Genomic DNA, 15,210 nt, shown 5'->3' with positions numbered 1-15,210 from the left:
CCGGCCCGAATGCAACTAGATTCGGTACATGGCGGACACGAAACGCGAAATCGAGCGGAAGTACGAGGTCGCCACCGGGGACGGGCTGCCCGATCTGACCGGCGTCGCCGGGGTCTTCGCCGTCATCGACAAGGGCGTCGCCGAACTCGACGCCACCTACTACGACACCCCCGACGAACGGCTCGCCCGCGCTTCCCTGACCCTGCGCCGCCGAACCGGAGGCGGCGACGCCGGCTGGCACCTCAAGCTGCCGGTCTCCGACGGTGTACGCGACGAGATCCGTGCTCCGCTCTCCGACAAGGTGCCCGCGGACCTGTCCGGCCTCGTCCGCTCCCGCGTCCGCGACGCCGAACTCGTTCCCGTCGTGCGACTGCGCTCCGACCGCGACATCCGCCACCTCGTCGACGCCGACGGCGCCCTGCTCGCCGAGGTCAGCCTCGACCGGGTCCGCGCCGAACGGCTCAGCGGCGGCACCGGCACCGCCGAATGGACCGAGCTCGAGGTCGAACTGGCGGACGACGGCGACCCCGCCTTCCTCGACAAGGTCGACGAGAAACTCCGCGAAGCCGGGCTGAGCCGCTCGTCGGCCGGGTCCAAGCTGGCCAGGGCCCTCGAGGAGACGGGCCGACGCGCGGGGCCCGCCGCGACCGGCCCACGAAGGAGGCCGGTCACCGCGGGCGACCACGTCCTCACCTATGTCCGCGCCCAGCGGGACGCGATCGTCGAACTGGACCCCGCGGTGCGCCGGGACGTCTTTGACTCCGTGCACTCCATGCGCGTGGCCACCCGCCGACTGCGCAGCACCCTCCGCTCTTACGCCCGGGTTCTGGACCGCGGCGCCACCGACCCGATCGCCGACGAGCTGAAGTGGCTGGCCGGCGAGCTGGGCGTGGACCGCGACCAGGAGGTGCTGACGGAACGCCTGACGACCGCCGTCCGGGCACTGCCCCGGCCGCTGGTCGCCGGTCCTGTCCGCAAGCGCCTGCGCACCTGGTCGAACGCCCGGCGCGGCGGCTCCCGGCGTCGACTCACCGCGGTCCTGGACAGCAGGCGCTACCTGGCGCTGCTGGGCGCGCTGGACGACCTGATCGCCGAGCCGCCGTTGCTGAAGGCGGCCGCCGGAAGCCCGCCGAAGGTGATCGCCCATGCCGTACGACAGGACCTCCGCAAGGTCGGCGAGCTGGTGAGCCAGGCCCTCGACCTGCCACCGGGCCACGACCGCGACGTCGCGATGCACGAGGCCCGCAAGAAGGCCAAGCGCACCCGGTACGCGGCCGAGGCCGCCGTGCCCGCGCTGGGCACGCAGGCCGAGGCGCTGGTCGAGTCGATGAAATCCCTGCAGACCCTGCTCGGCGAACACCAGGACAGTGTGATGGCCCGCAGCGCGCTGACGGAGCTGTCGGCCCAGGCTCACACGGCGGGGGAGAACACTTTCACCTACGGCGTCCTGTACGGGCGCGAGGAGCAGCGCGCGGCCGAGTGCGAGGCGGCGCTGCCGACCGCGTGGAGGGCGGCCACGAGCGAGGACGCGACCGGTCACCCGATCTGAAGCACGGCTTGGCCGGCGACGCGGGGACGACCGTCGCGCGGCGTGCTCCCGCCGTGATCTCGTCGTGTCGGGGGCGACTCCACAACCGTTACGCTTGAGAGTCCCCTGTCAGCTCACGAAGGTCCGCAAGATGCCTGCCGAGTCCGTCTTCCCTCAGCTTGAGGCACTGCTGCCGCACGTGCAGAAGCCGATCCAGTACGTCGGCGGCGAGCTGAACTCGACCGTCAAAGTGTGGGAGGAGTGCGACGTCCGCTGGGCGCTCATGTACCCCGACGCGTACGAGGTCGGCCTGCCCAACCAGGGCGTCATGATCCTCTACGAGGTCCTGAACGAGCGGCAGGGCGTCCTCGCCGAGCGCACCTACAGCGTGTGGCCGGACCTCGAGGCGCTGATGCGGGAGCACGACGTCCCGCAGTTCACGGTGGACAGCCACCGCCCGGTGAAGGCCTTCGACGTCTTCGGTCTGTCCTTCTCCACCGAACTGGGCTACACGAACATGCTGACGGCCCTGGACCTGGCGGGCATCCCGCTGGAGTCCAAGGACCGAACCCTGGACGACCCGATCGTCCTGGCGGGCGGCCACGCGGCCTTCAACCCCGAGCCCATCGCGGACTTCATCGACTGCGCGGTCATCGGCGACGGTGAGCAGGCGGTCCTGGAGATCACCGAGATCATCCGGGCCTGGAAGGCGGAGGGCCGACCGGGTGGCCGCGAGGAGCTGCTGTTCCGCCTGGCCAAGACGGGCGGGGTCTACGTCCCGGGCTTCTACGACGTCGAATACCTCCCCGACGGCCGCATCGGCCGGGTCGTCCCCAACAAGTCGGGCGTCCCGTGGCGTGTGTCCAAGCACACGGTGATGGACCTCGACGAGTGGCCCTACCCCAAGCAGCCCCTCGTGCCCCTGGCGGAGACGGTCCATGAACGCATGTCCGTGGAGATCTTCCGTGGCTGCACGCGAGGCTGCCGTTTCTGCCAGGCGGGCATGATCACCCGCCCGGTGCGCGAGCGCTCCATCACGGGCATCGGCGCCATGGTCGACAAGGGTCTGAAGGCGACGGGCTTCGAGGAGGTGGGCCTCCTCTCGCTGTCCTCCGCGGACCACTCCGAGATCGGCGACATCGCCAAGGGCCTGGCGGACCGCTACGAGGACGACAAGATCGGTCTGTCGCTCCCGTCGACCCGGGTGGACGCCTTCAACATCGACCTGGCGAACGAGCTGACGCGCAACGGCCGGCGCTCCGGCCTCACCTTCGCCCCCGAGGGCGGTTCGGAGCGTATCCGCAAGGTCATCAACAAGATGGTCTCGGAAGAGGACCTGATCAGGACCGTCGCGACCGCCTACGGCAACGGCTGGCGTCAGGTGAAGCTGTACTTCATGTGCGGGCTGCCCACGGAGACGGACGACGACGTCCTGCAGATCGCCGACATGGCGACGCGCGTGATCCAGAAGGGCCGTGAGGTCTCGGGCTCGAACGACATCCGCTGCACGGTGTCCATCGGCGGCTTCGTCCCCAAACCCCACACCCCCTTCCAGTGGGCGCCCCAGCTCTCGGCCGAGGAGACGGACGCCCGCCTGGAGAAGCTCCGCGACAAGATCCGCGGCGACAAGAAGTACGGCCGTTCGATCGGCTTCCGCTACCACGACGGCAAGCCCGGCATCGTCGAGGGTCTGCTCTCGCGTGGCGACCGCCGCATCGGTGCGGTGATCCGCGCGGTCTACGAGGACGGCGGCCGCTTCGACGGCTGGCGTGAGCACTTCTCCTACGACCGCTGGATGAACTGCGCGGACAAGGCACTTGCCCCCCAGGGCGTGGACCTCGACTGGTACACGACCCGCGAGCGCACGTACGAGGAGGTCCTGCCCTGGGACCACCTCGACTCGGGCCTCGACAAGGACTGGCTCTGGGAGGACTGGCAGGACGCCCTCGACGAGACGGAGGTCGAGGACTGCCGCTGGACGCCGTGCTTCGACTGCGGCGTGTGCCCCGCCATGGACACTTCCATCCAAATCGGCCCCACCGGCAGGAAACTGCTGCCGCTGACGGTCAAGAAGTAGAGGTGCCGCGCCGCTGATCGCACTCGGGACTTTGCCGGGGGCAGCAGCGGCGCGCGCCCTTCGGCGGCCCTCGCGAGCCCCGGCCGGTCTCCCGGCGGGACCCGAGGCCGCCGAGACACGTACTCTTGGTAGTAGTACGACCGCTCTCACGAAGGACTGAACGACACTGGGCAAGCGACAGCCCGAAGGCCCGCCGCCCGCACCCGCGGTGCAGCGCATCCGACTGCGTTACACCAAGCGCGGCCGCCTCCGGTTCACCAGCCACCGTGATTTCCAGCGCGCCTTCGAGCGTGCGCTGCGCCGTGCCGAGGTGCCGATGGCGTACTCGGCAGGGTTCACGCCGCATCCGAAGGTGTCGTATGCCAATGCCGCACCCACCGGCACGGGCAGTGAGGCGGAGTATCTGGAGATCGCGCTCACCGAGGCGCGCGACCCGGATCGGCTGCGCGAACTCCTCGACGGGTCGCTGCCCACAGGGCTCGACATCGTCGACGCGGTCGAGGCCCGCACCTCCGGGCTCGCCGACCGGCTCGCGGCGTCGGTATGGGAACTGCGCCTGGACGGTGTGGAGCCCGCGGACGCCGAGCGCGCCGCGGCGGCCTTCAATGCGGCCGAGACCATCGAGGTTCAGCGCAGGACCAAGAACGGCGTCCGTACTTTCGACGCCCGTGCGGCCGTCGCGAGCCTTGAAAGCCGTGAAGGTGCTGCAGCGCGGAGTTCGCAGGCTGATAGGCCGACCGACCGGCCCTGTGCGATACTGCGGCTGGTTGTTCGGCACGTGACGCCTGCCGTACGACCCGACGACGTCCTGTCCGGTCTCCGCGCCGTGGCCGACCTGGCGCCGCCGGTCCCCGCAGCGGTGACCAGGCTGGCGCAGGGGCTGCTCGATGAAGAGACCGGCACGGTGACCGACCCGCTCGCGCCCGACCGCGAGGCAGTAGCGACCGAGCCGACCACGGCCGCCGCCGCTGCCGCCGCGAAGGCGCCGGTGTAAGGAAGGATCCGCGTAGGGACGGACGTCGTAGCGCCGCCCTCGTACTCGGGAGCCACCTGGGTCGGGCAGCGCACCGACCAGAAGACTTTCGCCAGGCCGTACGTACATGGCGTACGGAACCGGCGAGACAGGACACAGAAAGCTCCCGTGTGGCGCCCGCGCCCCGGACGGCGGCACCGCGCATCGCGCGAGCCGCGGACGTCACCGGCGATGCCGGACCAGGCGCGGCGCCCGGGAGCCTGACGGGAGAAACGCCCGCATGCTCGAGCCGACCGAACCCATCAAGGGTTCCGCACACAGCACCCCCAGCGACACCCTGCCCCCGCGTCGCCGACGCCGCGCCGCGTCGCGTCCGGCGGGCCCGCCGACGGCCGCCGCCGAAGCCGCGACGACCGAGGCCGTGGCAGGGGCGGCGCCGGCCATACCGGCCGCGGAGACCGCGCAGCCTGCCGAGGCCGTACCGGCCACGGCGCTCACTGGGGCGGAAGAGATCGAAGAGACGGAGGCGGTGGCCGAGGCTGCCGTTTCCGGTGAGGCCGAGGCCGTAGTGCCCGAGGAGGCGGCGCCGCGTCGTGGGCGTCGTCGTGCCACGCGTCGGGTGACTTCGCCGGCCGGGGCGCCGGAGTCCGCGCAGGCGGTCGAGGTGACGGCGTCTGCCGGTGGCGAGGCCGCCGAGGCGGCTGTGGAGGCGCCTGCCGCTGAGGCCGAGGCCGTAGTGCCCGAGGAGGCGGCGCCGCGTCGTGGGCGTCGTCGTGCCACGCGTCGGGTGACTTCGCCGGCCGGGGCGCCGGAGTCCGCGCAGGCGGTCGAGGTGACGGCGTCTGCCGGTGGCGAGGCCGCCGAGGCGGCTGTGGAGACGCCTGCCGCTGAGGCCGAGTCCGAGGCCGAGTCGATCATGGAGGAGGCGGCGCCGCGTCGTGGACGTCGTCGTGCCACGCGTCGGGTGACCTCGCCGACCGAGGCTCCCGCGCCCGTGGAGGCGCCGTCGAGCGAGGAGGCCGAGGCCGCCCCTGCCGCCGAGACCCCTGCTGAGGCTCCCGCCGTCGAGACCCCCGCCGAGGCTCCCGCCGTCGAGACCCCCGCCGCCGAGGAGACCGCCCCCCGCCGCTCCCGTCGCCGGGTCACCCGCCGGGTGTCCGCGCCCGCCGGTGCCCCCGAGGAGGAGACCACCGCCGTGCGTGCGAAGGCACCCGTGGCCACCGTCGAGGCAGGGAAGACCGCCACCGAGGCCGTCGAGATCCCCGTCCCGGCGACCGCCACGCCGGAGCTGGAGCCGGTCGCCGAGGACGCCGGTCCCCGCCGGTCCCGCCGCCGCGTCGTCCGTAAGGCCGCCGGTGGTTTCTCCGAGCCCGCGCAGCCTGCCGCCACGGAGTCGCCCGAGGCCGCGCAGCGGCCCGAGCGGCCCGCTGTACCCACGTTCCAGGCGCCGGTGTTCGCTCAGCCCATGTTCCAGACCCCGGAGCGGGCCGCCGCTGCCGCAGCCGCCGAGGCCGCGGAGCAGGAGGAGGCCGCCGAGCAGGAGACCGCCGGCCCGCGTCGCCGTCGTCGGCGCCGTGGCGGTGACGAGGAGCCCGTGACCGTGACGCCCGAGACCACCGAAGAGGTGGAGGAGGCCGAGGAGCCGGAGGAGTCGGCCGAGGGCGAGGAAGAGGCCGAGGAGGCCGGTTCGCGTCGTCGCCGTCGCCGTGGCGGCCGTCGCCGTCGCCGTGGTGAGTCCGCCGAGGGCGAGTCCGCGGAGACCGAGGAACTCGCCGCCGAGCAGGCCGCGCAGGACGCCGAGGACACCGCCGAGCAGGTGGAGGAAGACGCCGAGGAGGCGGAGGAGGAGCCCGGCGAGGAGCCGGAGGCCTCCAGCTCCAGCAGCCGTCGTCGTCGCCGTCGTCGTCGCCGGGCCGGTGACACGGCCGCCGACAACGAGCCCTCGTCCGACGACCCGGAGCGCACGGTCGTCAAGGTCCGCGAGCCCCGCAAGAAGGAAGAGCGGGAGGGCGTCGACGAGGTGCAGTCCATCAAGGGCTCCACCCGTCTGGAGGCCAAGAAGCAGCGTCGCCGCGAAGGCCGCGAGCAGGGCCGCCGTCGCGTCCCGATCATCACCGAGGCGGAGTTCCTGGCCCGCCGCGAGGCCGTCGAGCGCGTGATGGTGGTACGCCAGAGCGGCGAGCGCACGCAGATCGGCGTCCTGGAGGACGGCGTGCTCGTCGAGCACTACGTCAACAAGGAGCAGTCGACCTCGTACGTCGGCAACGTCTACCTCGGCAAGGTGCAGAACGTCCTGCCGTCGATGGAGGCCGCCTTCATCGACATCGGCAAGGGCCGCAACGCCGTGCTGTACGCCGGTGAGGTCAACTTCGAGGCGCTGGGGATGGCCAACGGCCCGCGGCGCATCGAGTCCGCGCTGAAGTCCGGGCAGTCCGTGCTCGTCCAGGTCACCAAGGACCCGATCGGACACAAGGGTGCCCGTCTGACCAGCCAGGTCTCCCTGCCCGGCCGCTACCTGGTCTACGTGCCCGAGGGTTCGATGACCGGCATCAGCCGCAAGCTGCCCGACACCGAGCGGGCCCGGCTGAAGTCCATCCTCAAGAAGATCGTCCCCGAGGACGCGGGTGTCATCGTGCGCACCGCCGCCGAGGGCGCGAGCGAGGACGAGCTGCGCCGGGACGTCGAGCGGCTGCAGGCGCAGTGGGAAGAGATCCAGAAGAAGGCCAAGAACGGCGGCGCGCCGACGCTGCTGTACGGCGAGCCGGACATGACCGTCCGTGTCGTGCGCGACATCTTCAACGAGGACTTCTCCAAGGTCCTCGTGAGCGGCGACGAGGCCTGGCAGACCATCCACGGCTATGTCTCGCACGTCGCGCCCGACCTGGCCGATCGACTGAAGAAGTGGACGAGCGAGGTCGACGCCTTCGCCACGTACCGGATCGACGAGCAGCTCGCCAAGGCACTGGACCGCAAGGTGTGGCTGCCCAGTGGCGGGTCGCTGGTGATCGACCGGACCGAGGCGATGGTCGTCGTCGACGTCAACACCGGCAAGTTCACCGGCCAGGGCGGCAACCTCGAGGAGACCGTCACCAGGAACAACCTGGAGGCGGCCGAGGAGATCGTCCGTCAGCTCCGGCTGCGCGACCTCGGCGGCATCATCGTCATCGACTTCATCGACATGGTGCTGGAGTCCAACCGTGACCTGGTGCTGCGGCGCCTGCTGGAGTGCCTGGGCCGGGACCGCACGAAGCACCAGGTCGCCGAGGTGACCTCGCTGGGCCTCGTCCAGATGACGCGCAAACGCGTCGGGCAGGGTCTGCTGGAGTCCTTCTCCGAGAGCTGTGTCCACTGCAACGGCCGTGGCGTGATCGTGCATCTGGACCAGGCCGCCGCCACCGGTGGCGGCAAGCGCAAGAAGCGCGGCAAGGGCGCCGCCGAGCCCGAGACGCAAGAGGCGGTGGCCACGGAGGCCGAGGTGGTCGTCGAGGCCGCACCGGCCGTCGAGACCGAGGTCGAGGTGACCGCCGAGGCCGCGGCTCCCGTCGCGCTGCCCGAGCCGGCGTTCGCACCCGACGAGGAGCTGTACAGCAGCGTCGCCGAGGCCGAGGCCGCCGCTTCCCGGGGCCGTACGCGGCGTCGGTCGACCCGGCGGGCGTCCGCTCCGGCGGGTGCACCGCGGACCGAGGAGCGGGCGCCGAAGTCCCGTAAGGACGAGCGCGCACCGAAGTCCCGGGAGGCCGCGGAGGCGGAGCCGGTGGCGGCCGAGGACCCGGTCGTCGAGGCACCCGCGCCCGTCGAGGAGGAGGCCGCGCCCAAGGGCCGTACGCGCCGCCGTGCCACCCGCAAGGCGTCGGCACCGGCCGGTTCGCCCACGGAGGCCGTGGTGACGGTCACCGAGCCCGCGCCGCAGGCCGAGGCTCCGGCCGAGGTGGCCGCCGAGCCGGTCGAGGCGCCCGTCGAGGAAGCCGCTCCGGCCCGTCCGCGCCGCCGTGCCGTCCGCAAGGCCACCGCACCCACCTCGTCCGAGGAGGCGGCGGTCGTGGTCCTCCCGGCGACGGAGGCTCCCGCCGCACCCCAGGCCGAGGCCCCCGCGGAGGCCGGGACCGAGGCCGAGGCGCCCGCCAGGAAGGCGACGGCGAAGAAGGCCGCCACCAAGAAGGCCGCCACCAAGAAGGCCGCCACCAAGAAGGCGACGGCGAAGAAGGCCGCCACCAAGAAGGCGACTGCCGAGAAGGCGACGGCGAAGAAGGCGACGGCGAAGAAGGCCGCCACCGAGAAGACGGCGGCGAAGAAGACGGCCGCCAAGAAGACGACGGCCAAGAAGGCCACCGCCAAGAAGACGGCGGCGAAGAAGACGGCGGCGGCACAGCAGACGCTGTCCTCCGTCTCGGCTTCCACCGACGAGAGCTGACGCACTCGCCGGAACGGTGTGGTCCTGTCCGTTGCGGGCAGGACCACACCGTTTCCCACCCCCACGGATCAGGGAGGCGTACGCGCACCACGTCGGCGCGCTCGCCCGAGAGCTGGGTCCGGTTTGACCCCTGTGGGGCGGGCCCCGTAACCTTGGCCGTCGGCGTGTTCCAATACGCCAACTCCTGAGCACCTCACCTCCCGCCCCGGGAACCGTCAGGGCCCGTCGGAACGGGGGAGGCCGCTCGTCCTCCTGGATTTATCGGGTCCTTGCGGACCCGTGTGGGCGGCTGGCATCAGGGGTTCCGTTCCGAATGAGAGTGAGATCCGCGTGTACGCCATCGTGCGCAGCGGTGGTCGCCAGCACAAGGTTGCTGTCGGCGACATCGTTGAGGTTGACAAGATTTCCACTGCCAAGGTTGGCGACACGGTCGAGCTCTCGACCCTGCTCGTTGTCGACGGCGACGCAGTGACCAGCGACCCGTGGGTGCTGGCCGGCATCAAGGTCCAGGCCGAGGTCGTGGACCACCACAAGGGCCAGAAGATCGACATTCTGCGCTACAAGAACAAGACCGGCTACCGCCGTCGCCAGGGCCACCGCCAGCAGTACACGGCGATCAAGGTCATGTCGATCCCCACGGCTGCGAAGTAAGGGACTGAGAACAGATGGCACACAAGAAGGGCGCATCGTCCACCCGGAACGGTCGCGACTCGAACGCTCAGCGGCTCGGCGTGAAGCGCTTCGGCGGTCAGGTCGTGAACGCGGGTGAGATCCTGGTCCGCCAGCGCGGTACCCACTTCCACCCGGGTGCGGGCGTGGGTCGCGGCGGCGACGACACGCTGTTCGCGCTGCAGGCCGGTGCGGTGGAGTTCGGCTCCCACCGTGGCCGCAAGGTCGTGAACATCGTTCCGGTCGCCTGACCCGAGCGCTTCACGGCTTCGCGAACGATCGCGAAATCTTCGCGCGAGGCGGACCTCACTTCCCGGTCGGGAAGGCGGGTCCGCCTTTCGCTTGTTGAGCAGCACATACATTCCGTACTCCCCCAGCCGTCGGCCGGGGACCCCCCAGGAGGCACCAACCATGACCACCTTCGTGGACCGCGTCGAACTCCACGTCGCCGCGGGTAACGGAGGCCACGGCTGTGCCTCCGTACACCGCGAGAAGTTCAAGCCGCTCGGCGGCCCGGACGGCGGCAACGGCGGTCGGGGCGGCGATGTGATCCTGACCGTGGACCAGTCGGTCACCACGCTTCTCGAATACCACCACTCCCCGCACCGCAAGGCCACCAACGGCAAGCCCGGTGAAGGCGGCTTCCGAGCCGGCAAGGAGGGCCAGGACCTGGTCCTGAAGGTGCCGGACGGCACGGTCGTACTCGACAGGGCGGGAAACGTGCTCGCCGACCTGGTCGGGCACGGCACGTCGTACATCGCCGCCCAGGGCGGCCGTGGCGGCCTCGGTAACGCGGCGCTGGCCTCCGCCCGCCGCAAGGCGCCCGGCTTCGCGCTGCTCGGCGTGCCCGGTGACACCGAGGACATCGTCCTGGAGCTCAAGACGGTCGCGGACGTGGCCCTGGTCGGCTACCCGAGTGCGGGCAAGTCCTCGCTGATCTCCGTACTGTCCGCCGCCAAGCCGAAGATCGCCGACTACCCGTTCACCACCCTGGTCCCGAACCTGGGCGTGGTCACCGCGGGCGCGACCGTGTACACCATCGCCGATGTGCCGGGCCTCATCCCGGGCGCCAGCCAGGGCAAGGGGCTGGGCCTCGAGTTCCTGCGGCACGTCGAGCGGTGCAGTGTCCTCGTGCACGTACTGGACACGGCCACGCTGGAGTCCGAGCGTGACCCCGTCTCCGACCTCGACATCATCGAGGCGGAACTGCGGCAGTACGGCGGCCTCGACGATCGTCCTCGGATCGTCGTCCTCAACAAGATCGACGTCCCGGACGGCAAGGACCTGGCCGAGATGGTGCGGCCCGACCTGGAGTCCCGCGGGTACCGCGTCTTCGAGGTGTCCGCGGTGGCCCACACCGGGCTGAAGGAGCTGTCGTACGCCCTCGCCGACCTGGTCGGCAAGGCACGGGCCGCCAAGCCGAAGGAGGAGGCGACCCGGATCGTCATCCGGCCGAAGGCCGTCGACGACGCGGGCTTCACGGTCACGCGCGAGGACGACGGGCTGTTCCGGGTGCGCGGCGAGAAGCCCGAGCGGTGGGTGCGTCAGACCGACTTCAACAACGACGAGGCCGTCGGCTACCTCGCCGACCGGCTCAACCGCCTCGGCGTCGAGGATGCGCTGATGAAGGCGGGTGCCCGCTCCGGTGACGGCGTTGCCATCGGCCCCGAGGAGAACGCCGTGGTCTTCGACTGGGAGCCGTCGGTGATGGCGGGCGCGGAGATGCTCGGCCGGCGCGGTGAGGACCACCGCTTCGAGGGCGCACGTCCGGCCGCGCAGCGTCGGCGTGACCGGCAGGCCGAACGGGACGAGACGGAGCAGGAGTTCGACGACTTCGAGCCCTTCTAGAAGAAGTCAGTTCGCGGTGAAGACCGTGCGGCGGTGACCGCACGGCGGCAACGCGCACGGAACGGGCCGGGCCCCGGAGGTCGCAACCTCCGGGGCCCGGCCCGTTCCCGTCGCTACGGCCGCCGGGTCACAGCGTCCGGGCCTGCTCCAGCATCCGGTCCACGACCCGAGCCGAGGCGTGGCCGTCATCCAGGTCGCAGAACAGGTGGTGGAAGCGGTCGAAGCGGTCCTGGTACTCGGCCGACACCCGGTCGATGTCGCGGATCGCGTCGACCAGCTCCTTGGAGTTGAAGACCAGCGGGCCGGGCGAGTCCTGCTCGAAGTCGAAGTAGAAACCGCGCAGCGTGTCCCGGTAGTGCTCCAGGTCATAGGTGAAGAACAGCATGGGCCGCTTCAGGTGGGCGTAGTCGAACATGACCGAGGAGTAGTCCGTGATCATGATGTCGGCCGTGACGTAGAGGTCCGCGATGTCCGGGTACTCCGACACGTCCCATACGAACCCGTTGCCCGCGCCGGGCACTGCGTCCACCACGTTGGAGTGGCGGCGGATGAGCAGGACGTGGTCGTCGCCCAGCCGCTTCTGCGCGTCCTCCAGGTCGATCCGCAGGTCGAAGAGGTACTGACCGGCGCTGTGCGACTGGTCGTCCCGCCAGGTCGGTGCGTAGAGCACCACCTTCTTGCCCTCGGGAAGAGCGAGCTGCTTCCTGACGCGCTCGGCGATGAGGTCCTTGTCGGCCGAGTACAGGTAGTCGTTGCGCGGGTAGCCCGCCTCCTGGATCTCGCCGTCGTAGGAGAAGGCGCGCTTGAGGATCGGCGTGCTGAAGCGGTTGGAGGACACCAGCAGGCTCCACTGCTTGGCCTCCAGCGCCAGCTTCTCCTGGTAGCGGCGGTCGAAGTGCAGGGTGTCGATGTCGTGGCCGATCTTCTTCAGCATCGTGCCGTGCCAGGTCTGCACGATGACCTGGCCGGGCCGCCGCTCGATCCAGGCCGGCAGGTGGCCGTTGGTGACGATGTAGCGACTGGAGGCCAGCGCCGCGTACCACTCGCGGCCCCACATCCGCACCGGCTCGACACCCTCGGGCAGGATGACCTGTCCGTCACGCACGGCCCACAGGTGCTTCAGGTCCGTGCCGCGGGCGACGAGTTCCTCGTACATCGCCCGCGGGCTGTCGGAGAACTGCTTGCCGTTGTAGCTGAGGTAGAAGACCTGGTCCTTCAACGGCTGCTGACGCAGCGGCTCGTACAGTTCACGGCGCAGCTGATTCTGGCGGAACGGACCGCGCTCCAGGTCGCTCAGCTCGGAGCGGCAGTTGAGTTGCGGGAAGTCGCCCCAGCGGTTCTCCAGTTGGTAGAGGCGTCCGCCCAGCTCGGCGTGGAGCGGGAACTGCGTGACCGCAAGCCGGTCGATGACGAAGGGGACGTCGGGCGTCTGACCGTCCGACGGACGCAGGAAGAGGTTCCAGCGGCCGGCCCGCAACGGCACGTTGCCGTCGCCGCCGAGCGTGGAGGGGTCGAAGTCGACCTCGAAGCGGCCGTCCTCGAACCAGCGCGCCTCCACGAACCGCTCCTCGAAGCGGTTGCGGGGCTTGATCAGGAGCCGCGCGCCGGTGAGCCGGGCGTCGGTGTGCGCGGCGATGGTGATGCGACCGTCCTCAAGGCCGACGCGGTCGATCACGGCGCGCCGGGTGCGCCCGGAGAACTTCAGATAGCCGGTGTTGCCGGCGACTATGGCCACCTCGCACGGCACGGCCTGCTCACCGAGCGAGACGGGCAGGTTGAACCGTGCGTCGGCCAGGCCTTCCTGGAGCACGGTGCTGAACTCGCGTTCGGTGCCCCGTGTGTCCGTGGCGACCAGGGCGGTGGACCAGGTGCGGGTCGTCGGCTGGGCCTTGGCGTCGATGCTCTCGTGGAACGCCAGCGCCACATCGGCCACCGGGACCTCCACCGAGAAGCGACGCGTGCCGCCCTCCGCGGTCACGGTCACCGGGTACTCGTGGATCTCGGCGCCCTTCTGGTTCTTGACCCGCAGCACCACCTTCTCGCCCGCGGCGAGGGGGACCCGGATCTCGCCGGTGACCTTGATCCCGTCGCCCTCCAGCGTCCGCCCGGTGACCAGCGCACGGACCTTCTCGATCCGCAGCTTGAGCGCGCTGCCCTCGACGGACGGCAGCAGCCGGAAATCGGGGCTCAGCCAGTGGTACGGCGGGTAGTTGGCGGCTCCGCCGCCGCTGGACTGCACGGCGATGCGGCGTACCAGGCCGGAGGCGAAGAGGCCGAGCCCCACGTGCCACATGCCCTCCTGCCACTCGCCGCCCTTGCGCAGCCGGGCGGGGTCGATGGCGACCTCCCAGCCCGCCCAGTCGTAGTTGTAGCGCTCCTGACCGGAGTCGGTGGTGCATTCGGGGCGCCGCACGTTCCGGGCGGGCAGCAGAATGCGGCGGCGTGACTTGTCCTTGCGTAGCTGCAGCACCTTCACGGAGGAGTGCCTGGACGCCAGGTCGATCTTGTCGATCCAGGCGTTGCCGGACAGCACCAGCTTGCCCTCCGACCAGGTCACCTCCTTCAGCGGTGCGCGCATCTTCAGGTCCTGGTCGATGCGCAGCGCCTTGCGGGGGAACTCCACGTCGGCGTCGGCCAGGGACGGGAAGGTGGCGTACTTGCGGACCAGTCCGCGGACCTCGATGGGTTCCTTGCGCCGCTGCCCGGCCTGCAGGGTGATCAGCTCGTCGAGTTGGTGCTTGCGCACCAGGAGCCACTGCACCCGCAGCGGGGTCGGCAGCGCCATGACGATCTTGGGGTCGATGTGGTCGAGGAAGCGGTTGGCCGACCGCAGGAACTCGGCGCGGTACTCCGCGTCACCGTCGGGCACCACGTTGAGGAACAGCCGCAGGTCGTCGAGGAGGACGCGGGTGTCGTACTCCTGCTTGAGCCGGGCGAAGGTCTCGCCGGTCTGCTTGCCCAGGAAGGTGCTGATCTCCAGCACGGACGTGACTCGGTCGCGTACGCCGGCCGGGTCGGTGCGGCGCTGCGTGATGGACGGGGCGGCCTCACCCTCGCGCAGCCGCCAGTAGTAGCACGGCTCGGATATGACGTCGACGGCCTCGGCGAGGTAGTGGGCCCGCATGGTGACGGGGGTGTCCTCGTACAGGCGGCCCTCTGGGAAGGCGAAGCCGTTCTTCTCCCAGAAGGTCCGGCGGAACACCTTGTTGCAGGCGATCCGGTCGGCGACGAGCTTGGCGTACTCGGATATGTGGGTGCGCTGGCGGGCCTCGCCCGCGAGCATCCGCATCAGCGGTACCTGCCAGGACTTCTCGCCCTTGAGGTGGAAGACGTTGCCGGTGGCGAAGTCCGAGCCGCTGTCGTCCAGGCTGCTCACCATCAGGCGGTAGGCGTCGGGCGGGATGACGTCGTCGCTGTCGACGAACGTCAGGAACTCCGACTCGGGGGCCATGTGGGCGATACCCGTGTTGCGGGCGGCTCCCAGGCCTCCGTTCTCCTTGCGTATCAGCCGGAACCGGGGGTCGCGGGCCGCGTACGTCTCTGCGATCGCCGCCGAGTCGTCCGGTGAACCGTCGTCCACCATCAGGACCTCGAAGTCGTGGAACGACTGTGCCGCCAGCGAGTCGAGACAGGCCGGCAGATAGTTCTCGACGTCGTATATGGGAACGATGACACTGAGCCGAGGGGCCATGGCCAGGAGTTTC

8 protein-coding genes are annotated in these 15,210 nt (G+C 70.6%); 7 read left to right on the top strand and 1 reads right to left on the bottom strand.

Translation table 11 applies throughout. From position 1 onward, the window contains the following. The first annotated feature begins 28 nt into the window (after positions 1-28). The 7 genes from ACWDEX_RS01030 to obgE all read left to right on the top strand — a co-directional run bounded on the left by ACWDEX_RS01030 (position 29) and on the right by obgE (position 11,506). Complete coding sequence (locus ACWDEX_RS01030) at positions 29-1,549, top strand: CYTH and CHAD domain-containing protein (RefSeq protein ID WP_450460982.1); 1,521 nt, start codon at positions 29-31, stop codon at positions 1,547-1,549. A gap of 130 nt (positions 1,550-1,679) precedes the next feature. Further along, on the top strand, positions 1,680-3,605 hold the full coding sequence (locus ACWDEX_RS01025; protein WP_450460981.1) for a TIGR03960 family B12-binding radical SAM protein: 1,926 nt from the start codon (positions 1,680-1,682) through the stop codon (positions 3,603-3,605). A gap of 208 nt (positions 3,606-3,813) precedes the next feature. Next, a complete protein-coding gene (locus ACWDEX_RS01020; RefSeq protein WP_450460980.1) occupies positions 3,814-4,599 on the top strand; it encodes a TIGR03936 family radical SAM-associated protein in 786 nt (261 codons plus the stop codon). Between the two features lie 259 nt (positions 4,600-4,858). After that, on the top strand, positions 4,859-8,989 hold the full coding sequence (locus ACWDEX_RS01015) for an Rne/Rng family ribonuclease (RefSeq protein WP_450460979.1): 4,131 nt from the start codon (positions 4,859-4,861) through the stop codon (positions 8,987-8,989). 330 nt (positions 8,990-9,319) lie between these two features. Beyond that, positions 9,320-9,640, top strand: coding sequence for a 50S ribosomal protein L21 (gene rplU / locus ACWDEX_RS01010; protein WP_450460978.1), 321 nt, complete (start codon positions 9,320-9,322; stop codon positions 9,638-9,640). Between the two features lie 14 nt (positions 9,641-9,654). Continuing rightward, entirely contained in the window at positions 9,655-9,909 is a 255-nt protein-coding gene (gene rpmA / locus ACWDEX_RS01005; RefSeq protein WP_061922958.1) for a 50S ribosomal protein L27, read from the top strand. A 160-nt stretch (positions 9,910-10,069) separates the two neighbouring features. After that, on the top strand, positions 10,070-11,506 hold the full coding sequence (gene obgE, locus ACWDEX_RS01000; protein ID WP_450460977.1) for a GTPase ObgE: 1,437 nt from the start codon (positions 10,070-10,072) through the stop codon (positions 11,504-11,506). A 127-nt stretch (positions 11,507-11,633) separates the two neighbouring features. On the opposite strand, the gene ACWDEX_RS00995 is transcribed toward obgE, so the two are convergent. Then, positions 11,634-15,197: a bifunctional glycosyltransferase/CDP-glycerol:glycerophosphate glycerophosphotransferase gene (locus ACWDEX_RS00995; RefSeq protein WP_450460976.1), complete on the bottom strand. Its 3,564-nt coding sequence runs from the start codon at positions 15,195-15,197 to the stop codon at positions 11,634-11,636. Between the last annotated feature and the right edge of the window lie 13 nt (positions 15,198-15,210).

Source organism: Streptomyces sp. NPDC001020 (genome assembly GCF_053599115.1).
This window is presented reverse-complemented; position numbering and strand designations above follow the sequence as displayed.

Bases quoted from the DNA above. Each gene is read 5' to 3' on its own strand.
- ACWDEX_RS01030 (WP_450460982.1), top strand. From the start codon at position 29: ATGGCGGACACGAAACGCGAAATCGAGCGGAAGTACGAGGTCGCCACC.
- rpmA (WP_061922958.1), top strand. From the start codon at position 9,655: ATGGCACACAAGAAGGGCGCATCGTCCACCCGGAACGGTCGCGACTCG.
- ACWDEX_RS00995 (WP_450460976.1), bottom strand. From the start codon at position 15,197: ATGGCCCCTCGGCTCAGTGTCATCGTTCCCATATACGACGTCGAGAAC.
- ACWDEX_RS01015 (WP_450460979.1), top strand. From the start codon at position 4,859: ATGCTCGAGCCGACCGAACCCATCAAGGGTTCCGCACACAGCACCCCC.
- obgE (WP_450460977.1), top strand. From the start codon at position 10,070: ATGACCACCTTCGTGGACCGCGTCGAACTCCACGTCGCCGCGGGTAAC.
- ACWDEX_RS01025 (WP_450460981.1), top strand. From the start codon at position 1,680: ATGCCTGCCGAGTCCGTCTTCCCTCAGCTTGAGGCACTGCTGCCGCAC.